The organism is Agromyces kandeliae, assembly GCF_009674665.1.
In the GTDB taxonomy this organism is placed as follows: Bacteria; Actinomycetota; Actinomycetes; order Actinomycetales; family Microbacteriaceae; genus Agromyces; species Agromyces kandeliae.
Genome location: NZ_WKJD01000008.1, coordinates 26,092 through 41,827 on the forward strand (window position 1 = coordinate 26,092; position 15,736 = coordinate 41,827).

The 15,736-nt window shown below is 73.0% G+C and carries 12 protein-coding genes; 7 read left to right on the forward strand and 5 right to left on the reverse strand.

The window, feature by feature from the left end:
- Window positions 1-45: 45 nt before the first annotated feature.
- Window positions 46-1,311: an ABC transporter substrate-binding protein gene (locus GJR97_RS05050; RefSeq protein ID WP_154345494.1), complete on the reverse strand. Its 1,266-nt coding sequence runs from the start codon at window positions 1,309-1,311 to the stop codon at window positions 46-48.
- Between the two features lie 276 nt (window positions 1,312-1,587).
- Between GJR97_RS05050 and GJR97_RS05055 the strand changes: the two genes are divergently transcribed.
- The 4 genes from GJR97_RS05055 to GJR97_RS18685 all read left to right on the forward strand — a co-directional run bounded on the left by GJR97_RS05055 (window position 1,588) and on the right by GJR97_RS18685 (window position 6,168).
- Window positions 1,588-2,322: an amidase domain-containing protein gene (locus GJR97_RS05055; protein ID WP_154345438.1), complete on the forward strand. Its 735-nt coding sequence runs from the start codon at window positions 1,588-1,590 to the stop codon at window positions 2,320-2,322.
- Complete coding sequence (locus GJR97_RS05060) at window positions 2,322-3,122, forward strand: M15 family metallopeptidase (protein ID WP_154345439.1); 801 nt, start codon at window positions 2,322-2,324, stop codon at window positions 3,120-3,122. The genes GJR97_RS05055 and GJR97_RS05060 overlap by 1 nt, the downstream gene beginning before the upstream one ends.
- Window positions 3,115-4,452 (forward strand): MFS transporter, encoded by a 1,338-nt coding sequence (locus tag GJR97_RS05065; RefSeq protein WP_154345440.1) that lies wholly within the window; start codon window positions 3,115-3,117, stop codon window positions 4,450-4,452. Before GJR97_RS05060 ends, GJR97_RS05065 begins: the two co-directional genes overlap by 8 nt.
- 129 nt (window positions 4,453-4,581) lie before the next feature.
- Window positions 4,582-6,168, forward strand: a complete 1,587-nt coding sequence (locus GJR97_RS18685) for an amidase domain-containing protein (protein ID WP_154345441.1) — start codon at window positions 4,582-4,584, stop codon at window positions 6,166-6,168.
- 30 nt (window positions 6,169-6,198) lie between these two features.
- Here GJR97_RS18685 and GJR97_RS05075 read toward each other — a convergent pair whose 3' ends face one another.
- Window positions 6,199-7,398: a polysaccharide pyruvyl transferase family protein gene (locus tag GJR97_RS05075; RefSeq protein ID WP_154345442.1), complete on the reverse strand. Its 1,200-nt coding sequence runs from the start codon at window positions 7,396-7,398 to the stop codon at window positions 6,199-6,201.
- A gap of 127 nt (window positions 7,399-7,525) precedes the next feature.
- Between GJR97_RS05075 and GJR97_RS05080 the strand changes: the two genes are divergently transcribed.
- Entirely contained in the window at window positions 7,526-9,682 is a 2,157-nt protein-coding gene (locus tag GJR97_RS05080; RefSeq protein WP_154345443.1) for a glycosyltransferase, read from the forward strand.
- Window positions 9,679-10,974, forward strand: a complete 1,296-nt coding sequence (locus GJR97_RS05085) for a nucleotide disphospho-sugar-binding domain-containing protein (RefSeq protein ID WP_154345444.1) — start codon at window positions 9,679-9,681, stop codon at window positions 10,972-10,974. The genes GJR97_RS05080 and GJR97_RS05085 overlap by 4 nt, the downstream gene beginning before the upstream one ends.
- On the opposite strand, the gene GJR97_RS05090 is transcribed toward GJR97_RS05085, so the two are convergent.
- The 3 genes from GJR97_RS05090 to GJR97_RS05100 all read right to left on the reverse strand — a co-directional run bounded on the left by GJR97_RS05090 (window position 10,923) and on the right by GJR97_RS05100 (window position 14,687).
- Window positions 10,923-11,633 (reverse strand): hypothetical protein, encoded by a 711-nt coding sequence (locus GJR97_RS05090; protein ID WP_154345445.1) that lies wholly within the window; start codon window positions 11,631-11,633, stop codon window positions 10,923-10,925. The genes GJR97_RS05085 and GJR97_RS05090 overlap by 52 nt on opposite strands.
- Window positions 11,634-11,710: 77 nt before the next feature.
- The gene (pgm, locus tag GJR97_RS05095) at window positions 11,711-13,342 is read right to left on the reverse strand and encodes a phosphoglucomutase (alpha-D-glucose-1,6-bisphosphate-dependent) (RefSeq protein ID WP_154345446.1); all 1,632 of its coding nucleotides are present in this window, start codon (window positions 13,340-13,342) and stop codon (window positions 11,711-11,713) included.
- A gap of 58 nt (window positions 13,343-13,400) precedes the next feature.
- Window positions 13,401-14,687, reverse strand: a complete 1,287-nt coding sequence (locus tag GJR97_RS05100; protein WP_154345447.1) for a DUF445 domain-containing protein — start codon at window positions 14,685-14,687, stop codon at window positions 13,401-13,403.
- Window positions 14,688-14,772: 85 nt separating this feature from the next.
- On the opposite strand from GJR97_RS05100, the gene pheA reads away from it, so the two are divergent.
- Window positions 14,773-15,732 carry a prephenate dehydratase gene (gene pheA, locus GJR97_RS05105; protein ID WP_154345448.1) on the forward strand — a complete coding sequence of 320 codons (960 nt, stop codon included), beginning with the start codon at window positions 14,773-14,775 and terminating at the stop codon, window positions 15,730-15,732.
- Window positions 15,733-15,736: the final 4 nt, after the last annotated feature.

Sequence of the window (15,736 nt, forward strand, 5' to 3'; positions counted from 1 at the left end):
GGGTGGTGCGGGCCGGCCGTGGCCGACCCGCACCACCGTCAGGGCCTAGAAGGCCTCGACCTCGGCGACCCAGGTGTCCCACGAGGACTGCTCGTCCTCGGAACCGTCGAACACGCGGTTGACCGCGTTCTGGAGCGCGTCGTGGTACTTGAAGTAGTCGGCGTCCTTGTAGGGCGCGACCGACACGGCCGCGGCGCGGTTCGAGAGGATCTCACCGCTCGGCGCGTCGTTGAAGTACTCGTTCGTCGCGCTCGCGAGCTCGTCGCCCTCGAGGGCCTCGAGCTGGCTCGGGAACGTGCCCGCGTTCGCGAAGGCCTTCATCTGCGTCTCGGGGCTGGTCAGCCAGTCCGCGAGCTCGAGGGCGGCCTCGACGTTCTCGCCGTCGGCGGGGACGGTCAGGTACGACCCGCCCCAGTTGCCGCCGCCGTTCGGGAAGACGTCGGCGATGTCCCAGCCCTCGACGTCCGCGGCGCTGCCGGAGATCACGCCGAGCATCCAGCCGGGGCAGAGCATCGTGGCGAATTCGCCGTTCGCCATCGAGGCGAACCAGTCGTCCGACCACTGGCCGGAGTACGCCGAGTTCGGGATCGCGCGCTCGGTGACGAGCTGGTACGCGTCGGCGATCTCGGGGTTCTCGGTGGCGATGACCGTGCCGTCCGGCTCGGTGTACGTGTACTCGATCTGGTTCACGATGCCCTGGAGCACCGAGTTGGCCGAGTCGATCATGGGCTTGCCGGTGGCCTCGCGGTACTGGTCCGCCACGTCGAGGAAGTGCTCCCAGTCGCCGTCGAACAGGTCGGCGACCGACTCGCGGTCGCTCGGGAGTCCTGCGGACTCGAACAGGTCGGCCCGGTAGCAGATGCCCTGCGGGCCGATGTCGGTGCCGAAGCCGATCAGGCGGCCGTCGGCATCCGTCGCGGCGGCTTCCTTCCAGTCGAGCCAGCGGCCCTTGACGCTGTCGGGCGCCTCGGCGAGCAGGTCGGAGTACTGCATGGCCTCGGCGAACCAGTCGATCTCGACCGCCTCGACGTCGGCCAGGCCGCCCTTGCCGAGCTTCTGGAAGTAGTTGGCGCGGGCGTCGCCGGACTCGGCGGCGACGTTGTGGACGACCGTCACGTTCGGGTGCTCGTCCATGTACTCCTGGAGGAGCTCGTCGGTGTAGCCGAAGTTGTTGAACGTGGCGACGGTCAGCTCGATCGGGCCGCCGTCGTCCGAGGCGCTGTCATCGCCCGCGGCGCAGCCGGTGGCGATGAGGGCGAACGATGCGGCGCCTGCGAGGGCGGCGATCGCCTTGGTGCGTCGTGAAAGCATCACGGTCACTCCCTTGTGTGCGTGGGTGGAATCGGATTGCGGGCGCGTCGCTCGAGCGCTTCCGATCTCCGGTGAGAGCGCTCTCACGATGCGGTTCACGATGCTAAGCAGTCATGCGTCGGTCTGTCAAGAGAGCGCTCTCACATTCAGGCGATCGTGACCGCGGCGTGATCCCTCGCGGGCGCCTCGACTGTCGCACCTGCCTCATCGGAGATGCACCGCTCGCACGCAGCGCGCTCCCGGCGTCCTCCGAGGCGCCGAGGTTAGCGTGACCAGGTGCCACGTACCCGAACCTCCCGACGTCGCGCCGTGGCGACCCTCCTCGGCGTCACCGCGTTGGGTGCGCTGTGCCTCTCCGGCTGCGCAGGGATCCCGCCGCTGCCGCCGCAGGTGGCGTCGGCCGACTCGGCATCGCCGACGCGGGGAGGCGGGTCCGACCTCGAGGACCGCGACGACGGCGAGGCGGCGGACGAGGGCGCGGGTCCGGATGCCGCCGGCGCCGACGCGGACCTCGTCGCCGATCGGACCAGCGACCCCGCGGTGCTGGCGCAACTCGACTACGCCCTCGCATACTGGTCGGACTACAACGTCGAGGAGTGGGGTGTGCTGGAAGGCAACGATTGCGTCAACTTCGCCAGCCAGGCACTGGTCGCTCGCGGATGGGAACAGACCGACGAATGGCACCACGGCGGTGACCCGTACTCGTCGACCGCGTCGTGGCGGAGCTCGACCGCGATGCACGTCTGGCTCTCCGCGCACCCCGAGCTCGCGACGCCGCTCGACGACGGGGACCGTGACCAGGTGCGCCTCGGCGACATCGTCCAGTTCGACTGGGACCGCTCGGGCGACCGCGACCACACGGGCATCGTGACGCGCATCGAGCGGGGCGACGGCGAGGTGCGCATCTCGTTCGCCGGCCACACGAAGGACAGCGCCTACCGCGACGTCGACGTGGCCATCACCGAGGAGCACCCCGGCGCCGAGGTCTACTACTGGAGGCTCGCCGGGTGATGTCGTCCGGAACCGGACCGTCACCCCGCGTCCGCCGCAACCGCCTGATCGCCGCCCTCATCGGCATGGTCCTCGTCGCTGCCCTCGCCGTCTGGGCGATCGTGGCGTTCGCCCCCTCGGCCGACTCCGCGGGCGCGTCGGCGACGCCGACGCCCACACCGACCGCGACCCCCCGTCCCGCGCCGACGGCGACGTCGACCCCGACCCCGGTCGACACCTTCGACAAGGCCGCGCACTCGATCGACGACCCCGACAGCATCTGGGTGGTCGTCGACAAGCTCCGGCCGTTGAACCCGACGGACTACGAGCCGGCCGACCTCGTCGTCGTCCCCGTCCCGCACACGTGGGAACCGCTCATGCGCGCGGAGGCGTCCGACGCCGTGGTGAAGATGTTCCAGGCGGCATCCGCCGAAGCCGGACTCTCGCTCGCATCGAACAGCGCGTACCGGTCGTACGAGGCCCAGGAGCGGATCTACGACAACGACGACGAGCTGACCGCACGTCCGGGCTTCAGCGAGCACCAGACCGGCCTCACGATCGACATCGGGCCGGAGTCGGGCAACTGCTCCCTCGCCGTCTGCTTCGCCGACACCCCCGAGGGGCAATGGCTCCGCGACAACGCGTACCGGTTCGGCTTCCTGCTTCGCTATCCGGCCGACAAGGTCGAGGTCACCGGCTACCAGTTCGAGCCGTGGCACTTCCGCTACATCGGCACCGACCTCTCGAATGAGATGCACGAGAAGGGCGTGACGACGCTCGAGGAGTTCTTCGGCCTCCCGGCGGCGCCCGACTATGCCTGACGCGATCGACGGCGCGTCCGGGCCGGGCACGCCCGGGGCGGCATCGTCCGGGGTGAACGACTCGGGTGCGGCCGCTCAGGTGCCGGTGCCGGAGTCGCCGCCGCGCCGGGCCGGGCTCCAGCTCGGCCTGCTGATCGTCAACCAGCTCCTCGCGGGCATCGGCGTCGCGACCGGCATGGCGCTCGCGGCGATCCTCGTCGCCGACCTGACCGGCGTCACCGCCCTCGGCGGCCTCTCCCAGTCGGCGAGCGTGTTCGGTGCGGCGATCGCGGCGATCCCGCTCGCGCGGATCGCGGTGCGGTCCGGCAGGCACGTCGCCCTCGCGATGGGATACGCCTCGTCAGCGGTCGGCGCGGTGCTCATCGTCGTGGCGGCGTCGACGGGCGTGGTGCCGGTCGTGTTCCTCGGGCTCGCCGCGTTCGGGGCGGGCACCGCCGCCGGCCTGCAGGCGCGCTTCGCGGCGACCGAGGTCGCCGCGCCCGGCTTCGAGGCTCGGTCGATGTCGCTCGTGCTGTGGGCGACGACGATCGGCTCGGTCGCGGGCCCGCTGCTGTCGTCGACCGGCGATGAGCTCGGCCAGGCCGCGGGGCTCCCCGCGCTCGTCGGGCCGTTCGTGCTCTCGGGCGCGGTCTTCGCGACCGCGACGCTCATCGCCGCGGCCGTCCTGCGGCTGCCGCGGGCCGGCCGGCTGGTCGCCGACACGAGCACGTCGGGGTCGAGCGAGCGCGTCCGGTCGTGGCCGGCGTTCCGCGCCGCCTTCCGCGACCCGCGCGGCCGGCTCGCGATCCTCGCGATCGTGTGCGCGCACACCGTGATGGTGGGCGTGATGGTCATGACGCCCGTCCACATGACCGGGCACGGCGTGCCGATCGCCATGGTCGGCGTCGTGATCAGCATCCACATCCTGGGCATGTACGCCGCGAGCCCGCTGATGGGGTGGCTGGTCGACCGGATCGGTGCGCCGCGCGTCATCGCACTCGGTGGCGCGATCCTGCTCGTGGCCACACTCATCGGCATCTTCGCGCCCGGCGACTCGCTGGTCCTGATCCCGGTCGCGCTCGGGTTGCTCGGCCTCGGCTGGTCCGCGTCGCTCATCGGCGGCTCGACGCTGCTCACGAAGTCGGTCGAACCCGCGTCGCGGGTGGCGCTGCAGGGGGCGACGGATGCCGCGATGAACGTCGCCGCGGCCGCTTCCGCGGCACTCTCGGGCCTCGTGCTCGGGCTGGCCGGCTTCGCGGGCGTGAACCTCGTCGCGATGGTGGTGCTCGTGCCGCTGGTGCTGGCGGGCGTCGCGATGGCGCGACAGGCGCGCCGTCGTCGGTCCGCGTGAGCCGGCCGCGCGACGGGGCGGATGGTCGCGCTCCCACGGTCCTCCCAGTGGGCGCGAGGGATCCTCACAAGATCGCGTGATGGACTCCGGTGTCCCCCGAAATGCCGACATGGAACACCCCCACGCCCCGTGCCACGAAACTTCCTCCTGCCTGCCCACCGTCGATCCACGTACCGAGCCCCCGAGCCGGATGCCGCGCGCGACTTCGACCTGACGCAGCCTCCGGGCAGCGCCGACTCCGACGAACGTCGCAGCGCGGCGCTCGCCGCCGTCCGCGCCGAACTCGACCTGCCCGCGCCCGAGATCGCGGCGCTGTCGGCGACCCGGCCCGAGACCGCGCGGTCGACGTTCACCGCCGCGTCGACCGCCGACGCCTCCGCTTCCGACTCGACCGTGCCCGATCCGGCCGAGCCGGTGCCCCCTGTCGTCGAGACCCCGATCGCCGACACCGCCGTCCCCGGTTCCCCGACCGGGGGCGACCAGGTCCCCGGTCCCCCCGCCGGGGACCTCGTCGTGGACGATCCCGCCGCGACCTCCGTCGACTCGACCGTGCCCGATCCGGCCGAGCCGACGACCCCCGACGCCGGCGGCGCGGACGCCGGGGCTCGTGCCGACGGCGTCCGCACCCTGGGCGGGGGCTACCGCTTCCCGCGCCACCGTGCCGACCGCCGCGGCAACCGTCGCCCGTCGAGCGGCTCCCGACGGCCCCTGATCGCCGCCTGCGCCGCCTTCCTCCTCGGCGGCGCGATCGGCGGCGGCGCACTCGTGAGCGGCATGGACGACCCGGCCCGGGCGGACGCCTCGGCACGAGGCGCCGCGATCGACGAGCTGGCGGCATCCGCGGCGGACGACGTCGTGATCCCCCCGGTCGTGCAGGACGATCGGCCGGTCGTGACGAGCGAGCTCTCGGCGAGCGAGGCGCCCTTCACGGGCGGCACCGAGGTGACGGTCCGGGGCCGCAACCTCGACCGGGTCGCCCAGGTCAGCGTGGCCGGCACGCCTGCCGAGATCGTCGACGCCGATGCCGTCGCGATCACGTTCGCGGTGCCGGAGGTCGACGACTCCGTCCGCGGCGGCGTCGACGTGGTCCTCGCCGAGGCGGACGGTTCGGTCGTCGACGTCGAGGTGCCCGTGGCATCCGCCCCCGCCTCGGTCACGACGTCGGTGCAGGGCATCGTCGAGGCGTCCGCGCCGCTCGCGGCCGACGAGGTCGACCGAGCGGCGCTCTCGATCACGTACACGGACGACCCCGGCATCGAGGCGCAGGTGTCCTACGTCCTCGCTCACTGGTCGGACTACAACACCGCGCAGTACGCCGTGCTGAGCGGCGTGGACTGCGCCAACTTCGCCAGCCAGTCGCTCATCGCGCGCGGCTGGACGATGGACGCGGCGTGGAACTACGATCGCGGCACCGGGCAGATGACGAGCGCGTGGTCGAGCTCGACCGCCCTCCGCGACTACCTGCGCACGCGCACCGACGTGGCGACCGAGCTCACCGACGCCGAGCGCGCCCGGGTCAAGGTCGGCGACATCGCCCAGTTCGACTGGGACGGCTCCGGCGACCGCGACCACACCGCCGTCGTGACCCGAGTCGAGCACACCGACGCGGGCACCCGGGTCTGGGTCGGCGGGCACACCAAGGACGCGGACTACTGGGACGTCGACGTCGCGCTCGCGACCGGCGGCGGCTCGGTCTCGTACTTCTCCCTCAGCTGAGCCCTCGTCGCGCCGTGCCGCGTGCCGGCCTCAGTCCGTGAAGGCCAGGAAGGCGCGGTCGAACCACTCCTCGGACTCCGCCCGCGCCCGAGCATGCAGGGCCAGTGCGGCGGCTCGCGCCTGGGCGCGCCGGTCCCACACCCGTGCGAGCGCGGCGCCGCCCGCCGCCGCCGAGACCGCACCGAGCGACATGACGTCGCGCTGCCCCCACCACCCGGTCGCACCGCGCAGCTTCACGTCGGTGTACTCGTCCGCCGACACTGCGGCGACGGGGACGCCCAGCGGCGCGGCGAACACGGCCGGATGGTACCGGCTGGTCACGAGCATCGCCGCCTCGCGCGCGAGCCGTGCCGCCGCCCGTGGATCGCCCGGCTGAAGGAGGTCGGCCGGCGTCCGCATGGCGTCGCGCACCGCTGCGTGCAGCACCTCGTCGCCCGCGTCGACGGACGGATCGAGCGAGCCGTAATGGGGGTGGAACCGCACGCGAGTCCCCGATCGGTCCGCCAGCCCGTCGAGCGCCGCGGCGAGGCCGCCGATCGTCTCGTCGCGGGGCCGGCCGCCGAGGTGGATCGACAGGCTCGCGAGCACGTACGGCTCGCATGCGCCGCCGTCGGTCTCCGGATCGTCGACCCCGAGGAAGCTCGCGTCGTCGCGGTTGGCGGCGAGCCGCTCCGGAGGCACGCCGATCGCATGCGCCAGTCGCAGCGAGGCGTGCTCGCGCGTCCCGACCAGCCGGGCCGACCGCAGCAGCCCGGACACGAGGTCGCGATCGGCGGCGTCGAGCCACGGACCGATCGTCTGGCCGGAGACCACGAGCGGGCGGCCGAGCCGATCCGCGATCGCCCCCAGTGCCGCGCGCTCGAAGACATGGGCCGGCCAGTTCGATGCGAGGTTGCCGCCGCCCGCGATCAGCACGCCGTCGGCCGCCGCGACCGCTTCGATGACGGCCATCGCCGGATCATCGCCCGCGAGGGTCCGTGCACCACCCGCGGCCGACCGCACCGCGTCGAGGCGCTGCCGCATGGCGCTCCGCGTGCCGGTGAACCCGATGCGTCCGATCGCTCCGACGCCGAACCTGGAGGCGCTGTCCGCCGGCGCTGCGGAGATCGCCGTGACCTCCCGGACGCCTCTGCGGCGCAGCGCCTCGACCGCGGCCTCGAACATCGCCTCGTCGCCGATGTGCATCATGCCGTCGACCACGCCGACATCGCCGATCGCCACGACGTGCACGCGGGAACCCCTCTCAGCGGACTGTCAACGGGGTGACAGGAAGCTCCATCCTGTCGAAGTATCATCCAGATCGCATGCGTCGTCGCCGGCATCGTCGGCATCGGGCGCGTCGGGCAGGGGGAGCGCCATGGGGGTCCGGACCGCACTCGACGCCGTGCTCACGGCGCCCGCGATCGTCGACGCGATGCGCGCGGCCGACGATCTCGCGTTCGAGGCCGGACGGGAGCCGGGCGCCCGCACCATCCGGACCCTCGAACGCGTCGCCGGCGGCGACGACGAACTCGCCGCGATCGCCGCCACGCACGCGCTCGCGGGCATGCTCGACGACGAGGCATCGCGCGTGCTGGTCCGCCTCCTCGGCGACGACCGGGAGTTCCAGCGCGAGCACGCCGCATGGGCCCTGGGGTCGGGACTACCGCGCCACGCGGCCATCGGCGGCCTGCTGGGCATGGTGGTGCGGGGAGGGTTCGCGGGCATGCTCGCGCAGCGATCGCTCGAGCAGTGGTCGGGTTTCGAACCGGTGCCACTCGTCGCGGGCATCGAGGGCGGCCTGCTCGGCATCGGGGAGGCGGAGGCGCGAGCACGGCTCGTCGAGACGCTCGGACTCGTCCGCGACCCGCTCGCGACCGCCCCGCTCGTGCGACTCGCCTCCGACGCGGACGAGCCGAACGCGGTCCGCGTCGCCGCGATCGCGGCGCTGGGCCAACGGAGCGACCCGGCCGCGGTCGCATCGACGCTCGAGGCGATCGCGGACGCCGACGGGCACCTCGGAGCCGTCGCCCGACTCGCGCTCGTCGACCTGTCCGCGACGGGACCGATGCATCGCCGCGACGGTTCCGGCCTGACGGTCGCCCAACTGTTCCTCCACGCGGACATCGACCCGGGCATGCGATCGGCGGGCGCCGGCGACAACGGCGGCATCGCGACCCTGCTCGTCCGCCTCGGCGACGCGTTGGTCCGCGATCCCGAGTCGGCGGTGGACCGCGTGATCACGCTCTCCCGCGGTTCGGTCGCCGGAGCGCTCGCCGACCTCGTCGCGGTGGAGGCGTCGGAGCGAGGCCACGACTACGGACGCATCCCGCTCCTCAGCGACCCGGTGCCCTCCGCTCGGGCCTGGCCGCTGCGCGTGGCGACGCGTCGCGGGATCCGCCGGATCCTGCGTGCTGCGGGCGGTGCCGACGTCCTGCACCTCCGGATGGCGGATGTCGGCAGTCTCGCCGCAGCGGATGTCGCCAGGGAACTCGGCCTGCCGGTGGTCTTCACGCTCGCGCCCGATCCCCACGCGGTGATCGACTCGCTCGACCGCGCCGGGCGGCTCGGGCGCGGCGACTTCGGGCGCATCGACGTCGTCGAGCACTTCTGGTTCCGCACGCGGCTCGTCCACCGCCTCGCGGCGAACGCGGCGCACACGGTGCTCTTCCCGCGCCCCAGGCTCGAGGAGGACCTGCGACGACTCGTCGGAGTCGATCCTGCCGCGGACCCGTCGCACCGGACGATCGTGCCGGAGGGCGTCGACACGGAGTCCATCGATCGCGCGATCGCCGAGGCGGACGCGCACCGGCGGGGTGCGGAACCCGGGCCCGCGCTCGACGAGCTGCGCGGGCTCGTGGCGCGGCTCGACGCCGACCGCCGGGGTCGGCCGCTGATCCTGAGCGTGGGGCGCCTCCACCGAGTGAAGGGCATGGCCGCGCTCGTCGAGGCCTGGGCGGCGTCGCCGGTCGCATCGCGTGCGAACCTGCTCATCGTGGGAGGGGATCTCGCCGCGCCCTCGGACGACGAGCTCGAGCAGCTCGATCGCATCGAATCCCTCGTGCCCGCCGCGGAACGCGCACGACGCGGCCTCCTCCTTCCGGGCCACCGCCCCAACGACGTCGTCGCGCGGTGGTCGGCGGCCGTGCGGCTGGGAGTGCCCGGCGCCGTCGCCCCGGCCGGCATCTACGCGTGCGCCAGCCTCAAGGAGGAGTTCGGGATCGCACTGCTCGAGGCGATGGCCACCGGGCTGTTCGTCGTCGCGCCGGACGGCGGAGGACCGGCGACCTACATCGACGACGGTCGCACCGGCCTCCTGACCGCGACCTGGGATGTCGAGCGACTGTCGACCGCGCTCGGCGAGGCCCTGACCGTCGCTCAGGCCGAGCGTGACGACGACCGCGCCGAGCGGGCGCGTGCGATGGTTCGGGAGCGGTTCACGGTGCAGCGGATGGCGAGGGTCCTCGGAGGCGTGTACGGGTCCGTCGCGCGCGAGGAGGCGGAGCCGCTCGAGCCCGCGGAGCGCATGCGATGACGCTGCTCGTGATCAGCCCCGACTATGCGTCCCACCTGCTCCCGCTCGCGACGCTGGCGACGGCCTGGCGGGACCGCGGCGAACGCGTCGTCGTCGCGACCGGACCGGCGACCGCGGGGATCGTGGACGCGTTCGGGTTCGAACGCCGCGACCTCCGGCTGGGTCGCGGCTCCAACCCCGGGGTCATCGCGGCGGGGGATCAGCCTCCAGACGAGGGGGATTCGCTGCGCGGCTTCTTCCGTGCCACCGCGGAGGGCGCGCTCGCGACGCTGCGCTACCAGGCGCGGGAACGGCTGACCGACCTCATGTGGGACCCGGTGGGTCGGGCCAGGGCGACCGCGCGGATCGTGGAGGAGCTCGCACCGGAGCACGTCCTCGTCGACCACCTCGCGTTCAGCGCACGACTCGGCCTGCTCGGTGCGGGCACGGCCCACGGCGACGTCGTGCTCGGCCACCCGAGCGCGCTGCCCGTCGGCGCGGAGGTCTACGGCGTGCCGCCCGCCTGGCCCTCGGCCTTCGACCCCGACCCGGGCGGGCTGGAGGAATTGCGGCGGCTCTGCCGGACGGTCTCCGAACGATTCTCCGACGAGTGGAACCGCGCGGCGAGCGTCCTCGACCCGGCGCATCACGCCGTCGACGACGCCTTCGCCGAGCACGGCCCGCTCGTGCTCTACAACTATCCCTCGGAGTTGGTGGACGACGACCGCCGCCGACTGCTCCCGCCGCATCGATTCCTTGGCTCTGCGCGACGCTCCGAGCCGGCGGACGCGGAGGTCGAGGCCTGGCTCGCGCACGGTCGGCGGTTCGTCTACGTGAGCTTCGGGAGCTTCCTCTCGGTCCGAGGCGACGTCCTCGCGCGCATCGCCGACGCCCTCCGTGCGCTCGGGTGGACGGCCGCGATCGCGACCGGCTCGACCGATGCCGCGGAACTCGGCGACCTGCCGCGCGACTGGCTGGTGCGCGGGTACCTGCCGCAGGTGCGACTGCTGGGCGAGGCCGCCGCGGCCGTCACGCACGGCGGGAACAACTCCGTCACCGAGGCGATCGGCTCGGGCGTGCCGTTGGTCGTGCTGCCCTTCTCGACCGACCAGTTCGCCGGTGCCGCCGCCGTCGAGGCCGCAGGGTTCGGGGTCGTCCTCGATCCGAACACGGCGACCGCGCAGGAACTCGCGGACGCCCTCCGTCGCGTGATGGACCCGCCTGCGGATGCTCGTGGACGACTCGACGCCGTCGCGGCGGGTCAGGCCGCGAGGCCCGGGCCGGAGGTCGCGTTCGACGCCCTCACGGCCTGAGCCTCCGCGATGAGCGCGGCCATCGCGTCGACGTCGCCCTCGGCGTCGCGGTAGCGCGCCATCAGGGCGGCGTTCCGGTCGTACTGCTCGCCGGCGCGGACCTCGGGTTCGTGCGAGAGCGCGTAGACGGCGCCCCCGTGCCGGTGCGGCTCCATGCCGAGCATGGTCTCGTGGGCGAGCCGCCACGCGGAGTCCTCGAACCCCCACCCGCGGAAGCGCTCGTCCTGCCCGCCGTGGGCCGCCCACGTCCGCGCCGTCGTGACGTAGACGCCGGAGCACGCCCCGCGGACGAGCACGTGCGAGCAGTCGGCGAGCGGCACCCCGGCCTCGAGTTCGGCCGTGCCCTCGGGGCCGAGCCAACGGTACGTCGTGTACGGCAGGTGCACGCGCCCGCTCGCTCCGGCCTCAGCGACCGCCTCGCGCAGGGCGGCCGCCTCCGGCAGCGTGTCGGCGTCATTGATCACGACGACGTCGTCCGGTTCGGCGAGCCGGGCGACGGCCAGGTTGCGCGCGCGAGCCAGCACGAACACGTCGTCGTCGCTGTCGATCGTCTCCACCCGGAACTCCGGCAGTTCGGCGCGGTACCACGCGAGGACGCGATCGAATGCGGGGATCCGCGAGGGCGCGGGGCGCCACGGGATCACGACGAGGTTGGTCACGTCGACATGCTAGGCGTCGGAGATCGGCCGCGCCCCGGCTTGACACGGGGCGCGGCAGCACGCCCGCGCCGGCGCCGCTACGCCGACCCGAGCGCCGCGTCGACGATCCGCTTCGCCTCGGCCTGCACCTCGGCGAGGTGCTCGGGGCCGCTGAACGACTCGGCGTAGATCTTGTAGACGTCCTCCGTGCCGCTCGGCCGGGCCGCGAACCACGCGTGCTCCGACGCGACCTTCACGCCGCCGACGGCGGCGCCGTTGCCCGGCGCGTGCGAGAGCTTCGCCGTGATCGGCTCGCCCGCGAGCTCGGTCGCCGAGATCGCGTCGCCGTCGAGCTTGCCGAGCGCGGCCTTCTGCGCAGCGGATGCCGCGGCATCCGTGCGCTCGTAGGCCGGCGCGCCGAAGCGCGCGACGAGCTCGGCGTACAGCTCGCTCGGCGACTTGCCGGTCACCGCGCGGATCTCGGAGGCGAGCAGGCACAGCAGGATGCCGTCCTTGTCCGTCGTCCAGACGGTGCCGTCCTTGCGGAGGAACGAGGCGCCGGCGCTCTCCTCGCCGCCGAACGCCACCGAGCCGTCGATGAGTCCGGGGACGAACCACTTGAAGCCGACCGGGACCTCCCAGAGGCGGCGACCCAGCGACTCGGCGACGCGGTCGATCATCGAGCTCGAGACGAGCGTCTTGCCGATCGCGGCATCCGCCGGCCAGTCGGGCCGGTGCGTGTAGAGGTACTCGATCGCGACCGCGAGGTAGTGGTTCGGGTTCATCAGGCCGCCGTCGGGCGTGACGATGCCGTGCCGGTCGGCGTCGGCGTCGTTCCCCGTGAGGATGTCGTAGCCCTCGCGGTTCGCGAGCACCGAGGCCATGGCGTTGGGGCTCGACGGGTCCATCCGGATCTTGCCGTCCCAGTCGAGCGTCATGAACGCCCAGCGCGTGTCGACCTTCTCGTTCACGACCGTGAGGTCGATCCCGTACTCGTCGCGGATCGCACCCCAGTAGCCGACCGACGCCCCGCCGAGCGGGTCGGCGCCGATCCGGATGCCGCTCGCCTTGATCGCGTCGAAGTCGATGATGCTCGCCAGGTCCGCCACGTACCGGCCGCGGAAGTCGTAGGTCTCGACCGCGCTCGGCTCGGCCTGGTTCACCTCGCGGCATCCGCCCGCGATGATCTCGTTCGCCCGGTTCGCGATCCAGCTCGTCGCGTCGGAGTCGGCCGGCCCGCCGTGCGGCGGGTTGTACTTGAAGCCGCCGTCCTGCGGCGGGTTGTGGCTCGGCGTGATCACGATGCCGTCGGCCTCGCCCTCGGCGCGCCGCTCCGGGTCGTTGTTCCAGCTGAGGATCGCGTGGCTGAGGGCGGGCGTCGGCACGTAGTCGTCGTACTCGTCGGCCAGCACGCGCACGCCGTTGGCGACGAGCACGTCGAGCGCCGTCGTCTGGGCGGGTCCGCTCAGCGCGTGCGTGTCGGCGCCGATGAAGAGCGGCCCGGTGATGCCCTGGCTCGCGCGGTACTCGACGATCGCCTGGGTGATCGCGAGGATGTGATCCTCGTTGAACGCGGTGTTCAGCGAGGAGCCGCGGTGGCCCGACGTGCCGAACACGACGCGTTGCTCGGGGATCGAGACGTCCGGATGCAGGTCGTAGTAGGCCCTCAGCAGGGCCTCCACGTCGATCAGGTCGGATTCGGTCGCCGGGGTTCCTGCTCGCTCGTGCATGCCCCCATCCTGCCCCCCGCGGCGTTCGCGCGACACCCCCTCACGGCGGGCTCGGAGGTCAGGCGAGGGCGCCGATCGCGGTCGCGATCGAGTGGATCGCGAGGCCGGCGAGCGCACCCACGACCGTGCCGTTGATCCGGATGTACTGAAGGTCGCGCCCGACCTGCAGCTCGATCTTCTCGGTCGTCTCGGTCGGATCCCATCGCTCGACGGTCTCGGTGATGACGCCCGCGATCTCGTGGCGGTACCGGCCGACCACGTAGGCCGCGGCATCCGTCACCCACACGTCGACCTTCGCGGCGAGCTCGTCGTCGGCGGCCAGGCGTGCCCCGACCTCGACGAGTGCCGATCGCAGGCCGGCGCGCAGCTCGCTTCCGGGGTCCTCGAGCGACGCGGCCAGCGACACCTTGACCGAGTCCCACACCTCGCCGGCGAACTCGCGCAGGCGCGGGCTCTCGACCAGGTCGAGCTTCAGCCGTTCGATGCGCTCGATCATCGCGGGGTCGTGCTGGAGGTCGTCGGCGACCTCGGCGAGCCAGCGGTCGATCGCCTGGCGCAGCGGATGCCGCGGCTCGTCGCGCACGGACCGCGCGAACGCGAGCACCTCCCGGTACGCGCGGTCGTCGACGAGTCCGCCCACGAAGCCCGGGACCCACTTCGGCAGTCGGCTCGAGACCATGGTGCCGAACGCCTCCGGATGCGCGGCGAGCCACGTCTCGACCTTCTCGAGCACGGCGTCGACCGCGGCCCGCTGCTGGTCGGCGGCGATGAGCCGGGCGCCGACGCGTCCGATCGCCGGCCCCCACTCGGGCTCGAGCAGGTGCCGCCTGGCGAGCTGCTCGATGACGTCGGCCACGTCGTCGTCGCCGAGCAGGCCCAGCACGCCGCGCCCGGCGACGGACGCCTCCGCGGTCACGCGCTCGGCGTTCGCGGGATCCCGCAGCCACTCGCCGAGTCGCCGGGCGACGCCCATCGAGGCCAGCTTGCCGCGCACGACGGCGTCCGAGAGGAACTCGTCCTCGACGAAGGCGCCCAGGGTCGCGCCGATCTCGTCCTTGCGGCGCGGGATGATCGCCGTGTGCGGGATGGGCAGGCCGAGCGGATGCCGGAACAGCGCCGTGACCGCGAACCAGTCGGCGATCGCACCGACCATGGCGCCCTCGGCGGCGGCGCGCACGAAGCCCATCCACGGCACGGTCTCCTGCAGGGGGAACGCGACGGCGAACACCGCCGCGGCGACGAGCAGCAGCCCGAGGGCGATCCGCTTCATGCGCCGCAGCGCGATGCGCCGCTCCTCGTCGGTCGGAACCGTGCGGCGCGCGGCCGCGGCATCCGTCGTCGTCATGCGCCCACCCCCTCGATGCGATTCTGCCCCGTCGGGATGCGAGGGGTCCCCGAAACACGACGACCCCGCGCCGTAGGCTTGCGGCATGACGGATGCCGCGCAGCCACGCCCCGACGAGACCTACTCGTACCTGGGCCCGGCCGGCACGTTCACCGAGGCCGCGCTGAAGCAGGTGCCCGAGGCGGAGGGCAAGCACTGGCGCAGCGTCAACAACGTGGGCGAGGCGCTCGCCGACGTCGTGGAGGGCCGCTCCACCGCAGCGATGATCGCGATCGAGAACTCGGTCGACGGCGGCGTCTCCGCCACGCAGGATGCGCTCGCGACGGTCGCCGGCCTCCGCATCGTCGGCGAGTACCTCGTGCCCGTGAACTTCGTGCTCGTCGCGCGCCCCGGCACGAGGCTCGACGAGGTCCGCGTCGTCAACGCCCACCCGGTTGCCTACGCGCAGTCGCGCGGATGGCTCGAGCGCGAGCTCCCCGACCACGCCCACCTGCCGTCGACGAGCAACGTGCAGGCCGCCGCGTCGCTCTTCGACGACGGCCTCGCCGACGCCGCGGTCGCGCCGCCCGGCATCGTCGACCACCTCGACGTCGAGGTGCTGGCAGAGGCCATCGGCGACAACCCGAACGCCATGACCCGGTTCGTGCTCGTGAGCCGCTCGCGGGCGATCCCGGCGCGCACGGGCGCCGACAAGACGAGCGTCATCGTCGAGCTGCCCGACGACGAGCCGGGCTCGCTGCTGGCGATGCTCGAGCAGTTCTCGACGCGCGGCGTGAACATGTCGCTGCTGCAGTCGCGCCCCATCGGCGACGAGATGGGCCGCTACCGGTTCGTGATCGACCTCGACGGGCACGTCGAGGACGAGCGGGTCTTCGACTCGCTGCTCGGCCTGCGGCGCTTCAGCCCGAAGGTGATCTTCCTCGGTTCCTACCCGCGTGCCGACCGCCGCGAGGTCGAGTACCACTCGAAGTACGACGACGAGATCTTCATCGAGGCGCGCGACTGGCTGCGCGGCATCCTGAGCGGGGAGCCCGAGGAGGGCTGAGCTC

Excerpts from the sequence above, each read along its gene's own strand:
- GJR97_RS05050 (WP_154345494.1), bottom strand. The coding sequence starts at position 1,311 with ATGCTTTCACGACGCACCAAGGCGATCGCCGCCCTCGCAGGCGCCGCA.
- GJR97_RS05060 (WP_154345439.1), top strand. The coding sequence starts at position 2,322 with ATGTCGTCCGGAACCGGACCGTCACCCCGCGTCCGCCGCAACCGCCTG.
- GJR97_RS05065 (WP_154345440.1), top strand. The coding sequence starts at position 3,115 with ATGCCTGACGCGATCGACGGCGCGTCCGGGCCGGGCACGCCCGGGGCG.
- GJR97_RS05080 (WP_154345443.1), top strand. The coding sequence starts at position 7,526 with ATGGGGGTCCGGACCGCACTCGACGCCGTGCTCACGGCGCCCGCGATC.
- GJR97_RS05085 (WP_154345444.1), top strand. The coding sequence starts at position 9,679 with ATGACGCTGCTCGTGATCAGCCCCGACTATGCGTCCCACCTGCTCCCG.
- pgm (WP_154345446.1), bottom strand. The coding sequence starts at position 13,342 with ATGCACGAGCGAGCAGGAACCCCGGCGACCGAATCCGACCTGATCGAC.
- GJR97_RS05100 (WP_154345447.1), bottom strand. The coding sequence starts at position 14,687 with ATGACGACGACGGATGCCGCGGCCGCGCGCCGCACGGTTCCGACCGAC.
- pheA (WP_154345448.1), top strand. The coding sequence starts at position 14,773 with ATGACGGATGCCGCGCAGCCACGCCCCGACGAGACCTACTCGTACCTG.